The organism is Microthrixaceae bacterium (genome assembly GCA_023957975.1).
GTDB lineage: Bacteria > Actinomycetota > Acidimicrobiia > Acidimicrobiales > Microtrichaceae > JAMLGM01.
The window spans coordinates 1-14,114 of the sequence record JAMLGM010000013.1; the positions used below are offsets into that span (position 1 = coordinate 1).

The 14,114-nt window shown below is 65.1% G+C and carries 12 protein-coding genes and 1 tRNA gene; 5 read left to right on the forward strand and 8 right to left on the reverse strand.

The features are described from left to right. Positions 1–291 precede the first annotated feature (291 nt). A complete protein-coding gene (locus M9952_15150) occupies positions 292–1,131 on the reverse strand; it encodes an SDR family oxidoreductase (protein ID MCO5314259.1) in 840 nt (279 codons plus the stop codon). Between the two features lie 59 nt (positions 1,132–1,190). Between M9952_15150 and M9952_15155 the strand changes: the two genes are divergently transcribed. After that, positions 1,191–2,378, forward strand: coding sequence for a hypothetical protein (locus M9952_15155; GenBank protein MCO5314260.1), 1,188 nt, complete (start codon positions 1,191–1,193; stop codon positions 2,376–2,378). A gap of 36 nt (positions 2,379–2,414) precedes the next feature. On the opposite strand, the gene gdhA is transcribed toward M9952_15155, so the two are convergent. The 6 genes from gdhA to M9952_15185 all read right to left on the reverse strand — a co-directional run bounded on the left by gdhA (position 2,415) and on the right by M9952_15185 (position 7,206). Beyond that, positions 2,415–3,755 carry an NADP-specific glutamate dehydrogenase gene (gene gdhA, locus M9952_15160; GenBank protein MCO5314261.1) on the reverse strand — a complete coding sequence of 447 codons (1,341 nt, stop codon included), beginning with the start codon at positions 3,753–3,755 and terminating at the stop codon, positions 2,415–2,417. A 319-nt stretch (positions 3,756–4,074) separates the two neighbouring features. Next, positions 4,075–4,854: an SDR family NAD(P)-dependent oxidoreductase gene (locus M9952_15165; protein MCO5314262.1), complete on the reverse strand. Its 780-nt coding sequence runs from the start codon at positions 4,852–4,854 to the stop codon at positions 4,075–4,077. A gap of 160 nt (positions 4,855–5,014) precedes the next feature. Then, entirely contained in the window at positions 5,015–5,425 is a 411-nt protein-coding gene (locus M9952_15170) for a MerR family transcriptional regulator (protein ID MCO5314263.1), read from the reverse strand. Between the two features lie 64 nt (positions 5,426–5,489). After that, positions 5,490–5,563, reverse strand: a tRNA-Arg gene (locus tag M9952_15175). 54 nt (positions 5,564–5,617) lie between these two features. Beyond that, positions 5,618–6,118, reverse strand: coding sequence for a hypothetical protein (locus tag M9952_15180; GenBank protein ID MCO5314264.1), 501 nt, complete (start codon positions 6,116–6,118; stop codon positions 5,618–5,620). 149 nt (positions 6,119–6,267) lie between these two features. Further along, positions 6,268–7,206: a sigma-70 family RNA polymerase sigma factor gene (locus M9952_15185; protein ID MCO5314265.1), complete on the reverse strand. Its 939-nt coding sequence runs from the start codon at positions 7,204–7,206 to the stop codon at positions 6,268–6,270. Between the two features lie 199 nt (positions 7,207–7,405). Here M9952_15185 and M9952_15190 point away from each other — a divergent pair, with 199 nt between their 5' ends. Beyond that, on the forward strand, positions 7,406–8,371 hold the full coding sequence (locus M9952_15190; protein ID MCO5314266.1) for a DNA integrity scanning protein DisA nucleotide-binding domain protein: 966 nt from the start codon (positions 7,406–7,408) through the stop codon (positions 8,369–8,371). A 9-nt stretch (positions 8,372–8,380) separates the two neighbouring features. Then, entirely contained in the window at positions 8,381–10,141 is a 1,761-nt protein-coding gene (locus tag M9952_15195; GenBank protein ID MCO5314267.1) for a CehA/McbA family metallohydrolase, read from the forward strand. Here M9952_15195 and M9952_15200 read toward each other — a convergent pair. Continuing rightward, on the reverse strand, positions 10,134–12,320 hold the full coding sequence (locus M9952_15200) for a DUF6351 family protein (GenBank protein MCO5314268.1): 2,187 nt from the start codon (positions 12,318–12,320) through the stop codon (positions 10,134–10,136). The genes M9952_15195 and M9952_15200 overlap by 8 nt on opposite strands. Positions 12,321–12,417: 97 nt before the next feature. On the opposite strand from M9952_15200, the gene M9952_15205 reads away from it, so the two are divergent. Together M9952_15205 and M9952_15210 are read left to right on the forward strand one after the other, a co-directional pair. Further along, a complete protein-coding gene (locus M9952_15205; GenBank protein MCO5314269.1) occupies positions 12,418–13,605 on the forward strand; it encodes a hypothetical protein in 1,188 nt (395 codons plus the stop codon). Positions 13,606–13,653: 48 nt separating this feature from the next. Then, positions 13,654–14,106: a universal stress protein gene (locus M9952_15210; protein ID MCO5314270.1), complete on the forward strand. Its 453-nt coding sequence runs from the start codon at positions 13,654–13,656 to the stop codon at positions 14,104–14,106. The last annotated feature ends 8 nt before the right edge of the window (positions 14,107–14,114 follow it).

The window sequence follows — 14,114 nt, forward strand, 5'->3', positions numbered from 1 at the left end:
AGAAACTCCGGGTTTGTTGGTTAGATCCGGCCGTTGATGCGGTCGGGGTAGTGGATGGTCAGGGTGTTCAAAATGGTTTTCCAGCCTCGGATTTGGCCGGTGAGGTCTTGGCGGTTCGGCCTTCGACGGGTAGCGATCAGGTACAGGACTTTCATCGCGGACGGCTCGTTGGGGAAGTGGCCGCGGTGACGGTGCGGAGGCGGGGAGGATGGTGTCCGAGACTGGGGTGAGGCAACCCGACTCGGCGTCCTCAACTACCTCGGCAAGTGGCGTGGTCTGAGCGTCCCGGGCTTAGGGTTCGACGATGCCGTCCGCCGCGCTGCCGTAGAGCGCCGAGGCGAACTCGTAGTAGTTCGGGCCCTGGCGCAGGTGATTTCCGCCGTCGACCGTGATCGTCTCGCCGGTGATGAACGATGACTCGGGGCCACACAGGAAACGAACCAGCGGCGCGACGTCGTCGACGTTGCCGAATCGGCTGATCGGCATCGCGTCGAGGTAACTCTGCCCGACCGAATTGTCGGGGGTGATCATCGACACGAGATCGGTTTCGATGATGCCGGGGTTGACCGCGTTGGCCCGGACCCCGACCTGGCCCAATTCATCCGCGATCGTCTTCACCAACATGTCGATACCGGCCTTGGCCGCGCTGTAGGGGGCCATGAACGGGTGGGTGATCGACGACGCCAGCGACGAGATCGCGACCAGCGAGCCACCGCCGTTGCGGCCCATGACGGCCCCCGCGTGCTTGAAGGTGAGAAACGTGCCGGTGAGACAGACGTTGAGGACACGGTTCCACTCGTCCAACGACGTGGCGATCACCGGCCCGAGCGTGCCGTCGCCGGCCGCGGCCACCACCATGTCGAGACGTCCCGTGGGCTCGCACGCGGCGGCGACCGCGGCCCTGACATCCTCCTCGTTGCCGACGTCACCGCTGTGCTCGGTGACGGCCGCGCCGTCGACGACGTCCTCGCGAAGGCTCGCTGCGGCGGCCGCCAGCTTTTCGGCGTTGCGGCCCATGATCGTGACCGAGGCTCCATCTCGAACGAGCGCTCGAGCCGAGGCCAATCCAATTCCGCTTCCGCCGCCGGTGACGAGTGCGGACATTCCTTGGAGGGTGTGGGTCTGAGCCATGGGTGGATGTTATGGGCTGCGTAGCTCCGTCGATGACGAAGAATCTACGCTGGCAGGTCATGGATCATCCCCAGTCCTCTCACCATCCCGAGACCCATTCGAGCGATGGCGCCGACGGCTCAATCGATGAGATGACAACCTCGGAGGCGGACGACGGCACCGAGGAGGCCGAATCGCTCGTACACGCCGCCGAAGAGCGTGCCGCTTCGGCCGCCCGCCTTGCTGAGGCGCTGGAAATTCTCGCGGCAGCGGAGCCGGTGGCGTACCACAAGTCCCTGACAGCATTACTTCGCACGGGCCACGACAGCCTGTTGAAGCCGATGCCCTATGACGCGTCGAAGGACTATCACGATCCGAGCTGCGTGGTTGTCGACCCCGTTCCCGAGGGCCTCGACACCATGCGGCTGTACAGCCGATTCGCGTACCGGGATTTCGACCGGGTCCTGGCTGACCCGATCAACGATCCCCGCTACGACCATCTCCTCACCAGCCTCTACCACCTCACGGTCAATGAGGGCTGCAACGTTGCGGTGGTGACCAATCACGGAGAACTCCATGACATCGCACTCGTTCTGTCAGCGTTGGTTCTGGCGTTGTGCGATGAGGACCGGACCTTCGGAGTCCTCGGTGAACACGTGGGACTCGACGAGTTCACCGATCGTTCGAACTTGTTGTTGAGTCGTATGGTGGCGACCACCGAAGTGTTCAACATCGCGACCACTGAGGTGTTGCGGCTCATGTGTCGGACCTTCTACAGCGTCCCTCAGACGGCGAGTCGTCGCCGATCCAAACTCGACCCCGACCTGGCCCGCGCCAACAACCTCGTGATGCGTCACCTGCTCGAGCAACGCCTCGAGGGAGGCGGGCAGATCCTTGCGATGGCCGCGAGCGGGAGTCAGGACATCTCGGTCGCCAGCGGCCTCGCTCGAAAGATCCGGGCGGCATTTCGTGCTCGGCGGGGCGACGTGCGCGAGGACACGCCGAGTCTGCATCTGCAGCCGCTCTACAACGGCACGATGAACCTGATGATGACCTGCGATTACGTGGTGCCGATCGCCATTTCGCTCGACCAGGATCATCCGGCCTGTGAGATCGGTTCGCTCACCAAGGTGCGCACCCAGGACGACTGCCACGAGGTGATGAACTGGATCGCGTCGGCTCACGAGTCGGCGACGGGAATCCCCACGATCTATCACCAACGCGAGGACGACCTGCTGACCCAGGTGCGCGACGCCCTCAGGTCGTGATGCCCTCAGGTCGTGATGCCCACCGGGCGGCTCGGGTCAGATGACGCCGAAGGCCATCATGGCGTCGGCAACCTTCAAGAAGCCAGCGACGTTGGCACCGAGCACGTAGTTGCCTGGGTCGCCGTATTCCTCGGCCGCCTCGATGCACTGTGTGTGGATGCCCTGCATGATCTTTTGCAGCCGCTCCTCGGTGTATTCGAACGTCCACGAATCGCGGCTGGCGTTCTGTTGCATTTCGAGCGCTGAGGTCGCGACGCCGCCGGCATTGGCCGCCTTACCCGGGCCGTAGGCGATCTTCGCCGCCTGGAAGACCTCGATCGCCTCGGGGGTTGAAGGCATGTTCGCACCCTCCGACACAGCGATCACCCCGTTTCGCACGAGCGTCTCGGCGTCCTGGCCCGTCAGCTCGTTCTGGGTCGCGCTTGGAAGGGCAACCTGGCAGGGCACATCCCAGATGCTCCCTCCGGACACGAACTTCGCCGAGCCGCGGCGATCGGCATAGGTGGAAATTCGGCCGCGCTCGACGAGCTTGATCTCCTTCAGCAGGTCGAGGTCGATGCCGTTCTCGTCGTAGATGTACCCGGCCGAGTCGGAGGCTGCGACGACCTTGCCGCCGAGTTGGTGGACCTTTTCGATGGCGTAGATCGCGACGTTGCCCGACCCCGACACCACGGTGGTCTTGTCGTCGAGGGTCTCGCCGCGGGCCTTGAGCATCTCTTCGGCGAAGAAAGTTGCGCCGTAGCCGGTCGCCTCGGTGCGCACGAGCGCGCCACCCCAGGTCAGCCCTTTGCCGGTGAGCACGGCCGACTCGTAACGGTTGGTGATGCGCTTGTACTGCCCGAACAAATAGCCGATCTCGCGTCCACCCACACCGATGTCGCCTGCGGGAACGTCGGTGTACTCGCCGAGATGCCGGTAGAGCTCGGTCATGAAGCTCTGGCAAAACCGCATGATCTCACCGTCGGATTTTCCCTTGGGGTCGAAATCGGAGCCGCCTTTGCCGCCACCGATCGGCATGCCCGTCAAGGCGTTCTTGAACGTCTGTTCGAAACCGAGGAACTTGATGATGCCCACGTTGACCGAGGGGTGGAATCGCAGGCCGCCCTTGAAGGGACCGAGGGCGCTGTTGAACTCGACGCGAAAGCCCCGATTGATCTGGATACACCCCTCGTCGTCGACCCACGGAACCCGGAAGATGATCTGGCGTTCCGGCTCACAGACGCGTTCGATCAGGCGTTGTTCGGCCATCTCCGGGTGCTTTTTCAGCACGACCTCAAGGGTGTCGAGCACCTCTTTGACCGCCTGGTGGAACTCGCTTTCCCCAGGGTTTCGGTGCGCCACCAGGTTGAATGCGTCGGCAAGGTACTGATCGGTCACGGCGGGGTCCCTCTCGTTGTTCGCGGTTGCCCGAACCGACGGGCACCGCAATTCAGCCACCTGCCCGGCTCGCCGGCTCCGTTGGCGGCGCGATGGGTCTCGGTGCAGTGTTGTCGTGGCCCTGATTGCGTCGAGGACACGGTTTGATCGCCCCCGCTGCCTCGTCGATCAGCCGACGCCGTTGTCGGTTGATCGCTCGCGACGATCTGCTGCGCGGCCGGTTGTGCGGTGAACACTACCGAATGTCGTCCCAGAGCGAAAAAGGGCCGCGTGCTCGTCCCGTAGTGAAGCCGATATCGCTGCGGATGTGTGACGCCGGTCAACGGAGTCGTGCCGTGAGGAACGCGAACCCGAACGCTGAGACGTCCCGGAGCGTGTCGCGGTCGGTGATGACGAGCGGGTCGCCGGCCTCGACCGCGTCGAGACACGCACGAGCGACCTCGGACGGATCGCCAAATGTCGATCGGGGTGGGTCGACAGCGCGGCCTTGGTAGTCGGCCTCCGCAGCGAACAGGTTGGTGGCGGTGATGCCGACCAACGCGACGGTCGTCGGGCGCACCGATCCTGCGGAGAGCCCGTAGTTGAGCGCTGCGGCCTTCGTGGCGCCGTACAACGCACCCGGTGCCTCGGGCGCTACGGCAGAGCGACTCGAGATGATCAGGGCGCGACCACTTGGTGTGGTTGGAGCGGTCAGCGTCCGAGCGACGCCGACGAGGTTGATGTCGATGAGGCGTCGCACGGCGTCCTCGGTGAGGGGCCGATGGCGAGTCGAATCGACGACGCCAGCGTTTGCCACGATGAGGTCGATCGGGGCGAGCGAACCGAAGTCGAAGGTTCGAACGTCGCCGTCGAGGTGGGTGATGCCGGCAACGTCACACGTTGGGGGGGTCACGTCCACCGACGTGACCGATGCGCCCCTGGAGACAAGTTCCTTGCACAACTCCGCCCCGATTCCGGATGAACCGCCGGTCACCAAGGCGTGCCGCTCGGCGAGTGAATACCGGCTGTACTTCCGAACGCGTGGGCCGATCGCTCGTGCGTACCGTGCGGTCCTCCACCAGGCGGTGCTCACTCGTGACAGGTTGTGCGCAGCATGCATCGCGGGTCTTCCGTTCAGGTGCTGGCCAAAGGCACGGAGCGAGAATCGGCGACCACTCTACCCTAACGTAAGGGTAGAGTGGTCGCGGCGCTCGCTGTGACCTGGTGGGACATGCTCAGGTCAGCACTGTCCGACGGGAGCGACGAGCGCGCTCGCGGGGTCAGGGGCGAAGCTTGGCGGAGTCGATCTCGGCTCGCATGGTTGCGGTGAGGGCCTTGGCTTCGTCGAGTTGGCGGGCGAGCTTTGCGCACCGCTCCTCGGCCCTCGACAGGCTGGCCGTGAGATAGTCGAGTTCGGCTGGGCTGAGTGCCTCGCCGCGTTCGAGCTGATCGCGGATCCTTAGCAGATCTCCCGATTCTTCGAGGGTGAATCCGAGCGGCTTCATCGCCTTGATGTGTTTCAACCGTGCGACGTCATCGTCGGTGTACAGCCGGAATCCCCCGGGGGAACGCCCAGAGGGGGTGACCAGGCCGACCTCGTCGTAATGGCGAATCGTGCGTTGCGAAAGCCCCACCTGATCCTCCACGGCGCCGATCTGGTGGAGCCGAGCGGTCGTGTCGTGGTGGGTCATCAAGGGTCCTTGCTCCGGGTGAGTCGATCGTAGATGCCTCACGGACGGTCAAGGGTGGAATCGGCGCCCTCGACAGGAATCGAACCTGTGGCCTACCGCTTAGGAGGCGGTCGCTCTATCCAACTGAGCTACGAGGGCGGACGCCGCCGGATGTTACGCGGCGGTCGAACGCGGCTCAATCGGGGCGTTCGATTAGTGAATCTCGCGGAACTCGGAATCGTTGTCGACGCGGCACGAGCGGTGCATGAACGCTGGCTGGCCGTCGACCGGGCGACCTCCGACGGTGCCGAGGATGTGAACGACTCGCACAACCTCTGGGTCACCGGGGGCTGCGGGACGTCGGCAACGAGGACAGAACGCCGCTTGTGAGTGTTCGGCGGTCGCGTCGGCGGGCATGAATCGGTCAAGGTCCCCGAGTCGCTCGAGGAATTCCTCGGCCTCATCGGACGCATCCAGGTCGATGCGTTGCGCCGAAACGAATCGGTCGAGGTCGTCGAGGCGCTCGAGAAAATCGCTGGCCTCGTCGGAACCCGAATCGCCTGAGCTGACGGAATCGCCCAAGTGATCGATGGCGGGGGAGAACGTGGCGTCAGGGGCTCCGACGAACTGATCGAGTTCGCTCAGCCGCTGAAGGAAGTCGTCGGCTTCGTCGGTGTCGTCGTCATCCTGGCGAAGGTCGGTGAAAGAGTTCATCGCTACGTCCTGGCCGAGGTCGCGCACCCTGCGCGACTCGTGAACCTTCTCATTCGGTTGATTGAGGTCGAACCTGAAGGATCCCGAGCGCAGAAAACCCAAACGGCCCACGTCGCAAGACGTGGGCCGTTCGGTATCGCGTAGGTCGATCAGACCGCGAGCAGGTCCTTGGCACCAGTGTCGGAGCTCGGGTGGCGCAGCTTCGACATGGCCCGCGCTTCGATCTGGCGGATGCGTTCACGGGTCAGGTTGAAGTGCTCCCCGACCTCCTCAAGGGTGCGCGGTTCGCCGCGATCGAGCCCGAAACGGAGCTTGAGGATCTGGCGTTCGCGTTCGTCGAGTGGGCCGAGCAGGCGGTTGATCTGCTCGGGCAGCAACGCGACGGCCGCGGCATCGAATGGCGACTCGGCGCCGCGGTCTTCGATCATGTCGCCGAGTTCGGCGTCGCCGTCAGCGCGAAGCGGCTCCGACAACGACAAGGTGTCGGCGGCGTAGCGCATGGCCTCGGTGACCTTGGCGACCGGCATGTCGAGTTCCTCGGCGAGTTCCAGCAGGGTGGCCGGGCGACCGAGGGTGGTTTCGAGCCGGAATCGGGCCTTTTGGAGTCGGCTCAGCACGTCGCCTGCATGCACTGGAAGTCGAATCGTGCGACCGGTGTTCGCGATGCCGCGGGTGATCGCCTGGCGGATCCACCACGTGGCGTAGGTCGAGAACTTGAAACCCTTGCGCCAGTCGAACTTCTCGACGGCGTGAATCAGGCCAAGGTTGCCCTCTTGAATGAGGTCGAGGAGGGGCAACCCGGATGCCTGGTATTTCTTTGCGATGGAGACGACCAGGCGAAGGTTCGACTGAACGAACGCGAGTTCCGCTTCCTCGCCAGTGCGGATGAGGCGGCGAAGTTCGCGTTTGCGGGCTGCGGTGAGCGAGCCGTCGGCTGCCTCCATCTCCGCCTTCGCCGCGGTGCCGGCTTCGATGGCCTTTGCGAGTTCGACCTCCCCGTCCTTGGTGAGGAGCGGATATTGGCCGATGTCGCTCAGGTAGAGGCGAACAAGGTCTTCTTCGTCGCGTTCGGGACGCTGCTTAGCCAAGAGAGCACAACCTTTGAGATCCGTGGATGACCGCCGCGTCGCAACGGCGCGGGGAGTCGCGATCCGTTTGGATCGACAATTGATAGTACGGGTGGCGTCAAGAGGGTTGGCCTCGGTATCTGCACCATGTGTCATGGGTAACACCAGCGATGGAGGGATGCGGGCGAGGGAATTGTGGGCAAGGGGCTATCGTCAGCCCATGGTGAGCTGGAGCGATCCCCCATCGCCGCGGCTGAGGCGGCTGGTCGACGAACTCGACGAGCACGGCGTCGACCTCGACGTCGAGAACCCACTCGACCGCCTCGTTGCCGAGGAGATCGACTACGCACTGCATCCGCTGATCCATGAGCGGCGCGTGCCGACGTACGGAGCGGTGATCGCTCCGACGGTCGACCGGTCTCGTTGGCGCAAGACCACCAACCTTGAGGTGACCTCGCGCTCATTGCGCGACCTGCAGCGCAGCGACGCCCGACGGTTCGCCGATGGCGCCTCGAGTTGGCTCGTGTTGAGCGGCGACGGAGCCCAGAAACTCGCGGTGTTTGACCGTCCGGCAAGTTCGGAACGAGACGTGGTGGTGATGGTCGACGCGTTCGGCGCGGCGATCGTGCAACGCCATTCCTCGGGAACCGTCCGCTATGCGAGCGAGCACGGTGTCATGCGTTGGGACGGGATGAGTTGGCACCGAGAGCCGCTCGTGACGCGGTGGATTTCGGCGATGCGCACCTGGGGTGGAAACGCTCAACACTCCCTGGCCACGCTGCTGGCCTTTGCGGTACACGACCTCGGGGCGCGCGGCATCGGCGCACTGTTGATCATGCAGAACACGCTCACGAGCAGCCCGGCGTTCGAACAGCGGATGGCCGAACCGCCCCCGCTCGACATTGCGGTTCCCGAGGATCTGACGCCGTTACGTCACGTCCTCGCCCAGATCGACGGTGCGGCGGTATTCGACAATTCGGGGATTCTGCGTCAGATCGGCGTTCGTTTGAACCCGAGTGCGGCGGCGGTTGCCGACGTCGACGGGCACCGCGGCATGCGCCACACCTCCGGTCGTCGGTACTCGTTCGACGATCCCGAGTCGATCGTCATCGTCGTGAGTGAGGACGGTCCGGTCACGATGATGCGAAACGGGGTGATCCTGGGGCGAACCGACGCACAGGCATAGGCTGCCCGAGTGGCTCGATTCTTGAAACAATTCGCGGTGATCGGGGCGGCGGTAGCGGCCCTTGGGGCCGGGTTGGCCGGCGGTACGGTCGTTCCGGTCTCCGTGGCCGGGGCGCAGGAGTCGACGGCTCCGACCTGCGCTGCCGACGGTTCGGTGCAGACGATGACCGGAACGGTGAGTGCCGATCAGGCGAAGACCTATCTGCTCCTCCCGTTCGAGGTTCCCGAGGGCGCAACCCGCGTCGAGGTCGGCTACTCGTGGGCCCCGTCGGAGGGCACGACGCTCGATCTTGGGTTGTGGGATGCCTCCGGGACCTCCGGGCCCGATGCGTTTCGCGGCTGGGGTGGCTCGCGTCAGGGTCGGCTCGACAAGGGCATGCCGCGGGCGTGGGTCTCCGCCGAGACGGCCGATCGGGCGTTCACCCCTGGCGATATCGAGCCGGGAACGTGGAACGTGGAACTCGGCTTGGCGGAAATCGCAGCCGAGGGCGCCACGTACACGGTCGAGATCTCGTGCAGCGATGGTCCGGCGGGGCGCGAAACGCCTGCCGACCCCGTCGACGCGGACCATGTCGCCAACCCCGACCCGGGCTGGTACCGCGGCGATTTCCACATGCACTCGTGGAACTCGTTGCCAGAGGCCCCCGACTACGAGGGGACGGTGCAATACGGCCGCGATGCGCAACTCGACATCATGCCGATCACCGAATACGTGGTGACCCGCCACCATCGGGAACTCGGAGCGGTACAGCGGGCGAACCCGGATGTGTTGATCTGGCCGGGCAGGGAGGTCATCACCTATTTCGGACACGCCATCGTGTTGGGAGAGACGCCGAACACGATCGAATACCGGGAGGGGTTCGACGGTGTCACGCTACGCGGCATCCAGCGCGACTCGATCGCCGACGGGGCGTTGTTCGGCGTGGCGCATCCCACGGTGTTCCCCGAAGCGGAGTTCGGCAGCCTGTGTCGCGGGTGTGAGTTTCAACTGAGCGACGACATCGACTGGGATGCGGTGACGACGTTGGAACTCGTGACCAACACGCCGGTCGTGGGTGACGTCGAGAACCCGTTCATCCAGACGGCGATCGACTACTGGCAAGGCCTGTTGGACGCCGGGCACCGGATCACGGCGGTCAGCGGATCCGACGACAAGCGCGGCCCCGCCCTCGGTTCGACCGCAACGATGGTCTATGCGAAGGAGTTGTCGCGAGGAGCGGTGACCGAGGCACTCGAGGCGGGGCACACCTACATCCAGGTTCGAGGCGCCGCCGACTCGCCCACGGTGGAATTCACCGGGGCATCCGGCGGGGCCGAGGCGATGATGGGCGATTCGCTCCGAGCCGACTCTGTGAGTTTCAGCGCCACGGTTCGCGACGGAGACGGCCAGACGCTGCACATCATCCGCAACGGAGCCGAGGTCGAGGCCGTGCCGGTCGTCGGGTCCGAGTTCACCTACACGTGGGATGCCGAGCGGGGCGAGGACGGTGGGGGTCTCGGAACGACGGTGCGCATCGAGGTGAGCGATGCGACCTCCCGCACGGTCATCACCAATCCGATCTTCCTCGTCGACCACGAACCGAGTCCGACCACCGAAGCTGTTTCGCCCACGACCGAGGCGGCCGCGCCCGAGCCCCTCGGGAACGCCGCCGGTGATGACGGCAGCCCGGCCGCCCTCATCGCCGGGATCGCAGTGGCACTGGTCGCGCTCGTGGTCGGCGGCGTTGCCGTGGGTCGCCGCGGTCGAAGCGGCACGTCGGGTGTCAGCTGAAGTCCTGCCAGGGTCCGTCGTTCGGTTCCTGGCCGACGCCCGGCGCAGACCAATCGCAGACCCCATCCGGGAAGACCTCGCCTAGGCGCTTGCGTTGCTCATCGGTGAACTCGACGGCCCAGACGCCAGCCGTCGTCGCGCTGTCGAGGGTCTGAAGGCTGCATTTCACGATGTCTGACCGCAGGGGAGCTCCTGCGACGATCCGACTGTCGCCGAAAGTCTGGAAATCATCACGGCACGGACCCGCGACGTCGTAGATGTCGTCGCCGCTGTCGACCAACGTTGCGTCGGCGGCGAAACAGGAGTTCACCGCCGCGGCCGGACGCGACGCCGCGAGCGCCGCTGCGTCAACCTGCTTCGAGGAGGACTTGAGCGCCGTCGCCCACTCGTCGAGGGTCGAGACGAGTTGAATCCCGAAGCCGATCGACCCCGACAACGACTCGACGAGTCCGGCCCCCGGCGGCACCGATCGGGTCCACAACGCGACGTTCGGTGCCTGGTGGCCGTCGAGTTGAAGTCGCTCATCGATGCTGAACATGCGAAACCGGTCATGGATGTCGCCGGTGGGGTCGGTGTAGATGTTCACCAGGATCGTGGGAACGGCCATCATGTGCGGTTGAAGCGAACCGAGCACGCGGCCGCTGCGGTACGCCACGGCGGCGGTCTCGGCATCGATCGCAGCGCGTGACGCGACGATGTTGCCGTTGATATCGAAACTGCCGACGCCCGAGTTGAGGTCGAGAAACTCGTCGACATCGATCGCGCCCTCATTGAGCGCCGACAACCCGTATTGCACGCCGACGTTGTCCCATGGCCGTCGGGCAAAGCCCGTGTCATCGTCGATCCCGAGTTCGTTGACGTTGCCGTCCTGAAGCGTGCAGCGCACCCCGTCGGGGTTGGAGTCGGCGTTCCAGATCGCCTCGGCAGGTGGCCTCGGAAACTCAGCGTCGCCGAGCCCGGGGATCGCAGCGGCGGCACTGTTGACAATGTCGCCGAAGCCGCAGGTGGTGGGGTTGACCGCAGGGGCGAAGGTCTCCTCCCAGAACGAGCACGTTCCTTCGGTCATGTGTCCGTTGATGGCGGTGTGTTGTTGGGCAGTCAGTTCTGCGCCAGCGCGGCGGTAGTAGTCGTTCAGCAGGGCACAGTCGAGCACTCCGCCGCTGATCGTGACCGCATCCGGGAACGGCATGGTGGGGGCGATCGCGTCGAGAATGCCTGGATAGTTCTGGGTGATCAGGAGTTGTTGGATCGCTCCGCCCGAGCCGCCTTCGCCGATGGTGACCGCGATCTCTCCGTGGGATTCCACGAAGTGCTCTTTCACCATCATCGCCGTCTCGGCGCTGATGACGTCGTTGCAGGTGACCTGGAAGGTGTTGAGGGTGGAGGTGGCGACGGCATAGCCGCGCTCAAAGAGCTCGAGGTCGGGATCGTTGGCCATGATGAACCCTTGGCTGTAGGTGACCCCACAGCCGCCGCCGAACCGGTACACCAGCCGCCCGTTCCATTCGGTGGAGACCGGCGTCATGATCTCGTAGACGCCGCGGTTGATCACGCCGGTTTCCACCTCGACCTCCACCGCGTTGCCACGCTCGTCGCGGTAGGCGTCTGAGGGCACCACCTCGTCGGCTCCAAGGTCGGACAGGGTCCGGTCAGCGGTGAAATAGGCGCGTCGGAGCGAGGGTTCGGCGAAGCAGTCCTCGCCGGTGGCGGGGCCGAGGCCGAAGTCGTCGGTCGTGCAGGTGGGCATCGGGAGATGCGGCCCGGAAAACACCGGTCCGGAGATCGGATGATTCACGATCGTGATCGATTGCGATTCGTCCCCCGCGCGAACCGTGACGTCGTTGTCCCCCTCGTCGAGGCCACTGATCAGATACAGCGTTCGGTTCTCGTCGTCGATCAGCGTTCCGCTGCCCGGGGCGACCACAGACGTGTCGAGCGCAGCGCCGTCGAGTTGGAAGGTCGCGACTTCGGCCGTGCCCTCGACCGCGACCACGACGTCGCCGCCGGTGACGCGGGTCAACGCGGTCGACACGCCGTCGACGCGGAACCCGTGCTCCGACCGCTCGGCGGTAGTCGGAGCCGCTGCGTCGTTGGAGGAACTGCACCCGGTGAACAAGAGGGCGCCCGCCAACACGGCGGCGAGGCCCCGTCGATGTGGTACTGGCAGGTGGATCGTCACGTCGGTTTCTCCAGTTCGGTGGCGCCTGAGCCTATGCACACGAGAGGTCTGAACGGCGAGAGGACGACCGGCGGCGCCGACCGGTACCGTGTTCGCCGTGGTGCATGCCGTCGAGCCATCCAGCCCCCGCCGCTTCATGGCGATCGGAGTCGCGGCCGTGTTAGTCGTGAGTGGATGTGTGGGGGCCACTCGGGTGAGTGTCGAGGCCGGGTCCACCTCTGATGCCGAAACGGTCACCACCCTCCTCGCTGAGGTGCAGCCGGCGGTTGACGTGCCTGCGTGTGTCGGGGAGTTGACCGTCGAACAAAAGGCCGCCGAGATGTTGATGGTGCTTGTGGACACGCCGGGACGTGCCGCTCCACTGGTGTCTCAACGCCTTGTCGGCGGCTACGGGCTGGTGGGTGATCAGGCGGCCGAAGTCGCGGGTCAGGTTGCGATGGTGGGGTCGGTTGCGACGTTTCCCCTCTTGGTTTCCAGCGATGAAGAAGGCGGCACCGTACAGCGATTGAAGGCGGCGCTCGGTGAACTGCCCGCGGCACGCTCGGTTGCGGAGTCGATGTCGGTTGGAGACGCGACGCTGCTGTATCGCAACTTCGCGGCGAAGATGAAGGCGGCCGGGTTCTCCATGAATTTTGCGCCGGTGCTCGACATCGGTACCGGCGCTGAGTTGGGCACGCGAACCTTCGGCAACGACACGACCACGGTCAAGAACTACGGGCTGGCCGCGATGCAGGCAATGACCGCGGCCGGTGTCATTCCGGTCGTCAAACACTGGCCCGGTCTCGGAACCGGGGGAGCCGACCCGCACAAGGCAGCAGTACCGCTGGGGACCTTCGAAGAGTTGCGAACGAACGACCTGGTTCCGTTCGAGCAGGCCATCGCGCTCGATGCGCCGGCGATCATGGTCAGCCACGGCTCCATCTCGCAGTCGACCGGCGGCCTTCCTGCTTCGATCTCCCGCGAGGCGATCACCGAGTTGTTGCGTGGAGATCAAGGGTTCGACGGTCTCGTCATCACCGATTCGCTGGGGATGAGCGCGGTGACCATGCACGTTCCCGAGTCGCAGGCCGCGATGATGGCGATCAGTGCCGGTGCCGACATAGCGCTGGTGTCGAAGCCGGAAGAGGTTCAGCCGGCCCATGATGCGATCACCGGAGCCATCAGCGGCGGGCTCATCGACGCTCAGCAGGTCGATGCTTCCGTTGCCCGCGTCCTTCGAGCGAAGGGTGTGACCGGCGCCTGTCCCGCCTTGGCGGCACCTCCCGCAGGCGATGGTGGGGGATGACTTGTCGGCGAACCTGCGGCGCCGCGGCCGACGTGCGACGATGTGGGCATGACTTCAGTATCGAATGAACAACCGGTGGTGATCGTCGGCGTCGACGGTTCTCCGAACTCGCTTGCGGCGCTTGAGTGGGCGATCAACTTCGCCGCTGGTCAGGGCGGAGGCACGGTCAAGGCCGTGATGAGCTGGACCTACCCCGCGGCCGCGGTCGGCTCGATGGGCATCGGTGGAGTGATGCCTCCGGCGGAGTCGATGCACGAGGCCTCCGCTGAGGCGCTCGATGAGATCCTCGCCGACGTCGTTGCTCCGGATTCGGTCACCGTCCAACCGGTCATCGCCGAGGGCGGAGCCTCGCCGGCGATTCTTGAGCTCGCCGACGACGCCGACCTCATCGTGATCGGAAAGCGCGGCCACGGCGGATTCCTTGGTCTCCTGATCGGCTCGGTCGCAACGCAGATCGTGAATCACGCTCCGTGTCCGGTCGTGGTCGTTCCGGCCGGCTGACCCGTTCA

Coding starts and splice junctions, on each gene's coding strand:
- M9952_15150 (MCO5314259.1), bottom strand. CDS start 1,131: ATGGCTCAGACCCACACCCTCCAAGGAATGTCCGCACTCGTCACCGGC.
- M9952_15155 (MCO5314260.1), top strand. CDS start 1,191: ATGGATCATCCCCAGTCCTCTCACCATCCCGAGACCCATTCGAGCGAT.
- M9952_15165 (MCO5314262.1), bottom strand. CDS start 4,854: ATGCATGCTGCGCACAACCTGTCACGAGTGAGCACCGCCTGGTGGAGG.
- M9952_15170 (MCO5314263.1), bottom strand. CDS start 5,425: ATGACCCACCACGACACGACCGCTCGGCTCCACCAGATCGGCGCCGTG.
- M9952_15180 (MCO5314264.1), bottom strand. CDS start 6,118: ATGAACTCTTTCACCGACCTTCGCCAGGATGACGACGACACCGACGAA.
- M9952_15190 (MCO5314266.1), top strand. CDS start 7,406: ATGGTGAGCTGGAGCGATCCCCCATCGCCGCGGCTGAGGCGGCTGGTC.
- M9952_15210 (MCO5314270.1), top strand. CDS start 13,654: ATGACTTCAGTATCGAATGAACAACCGGTGGTGATCGTCGGCGTCGAC.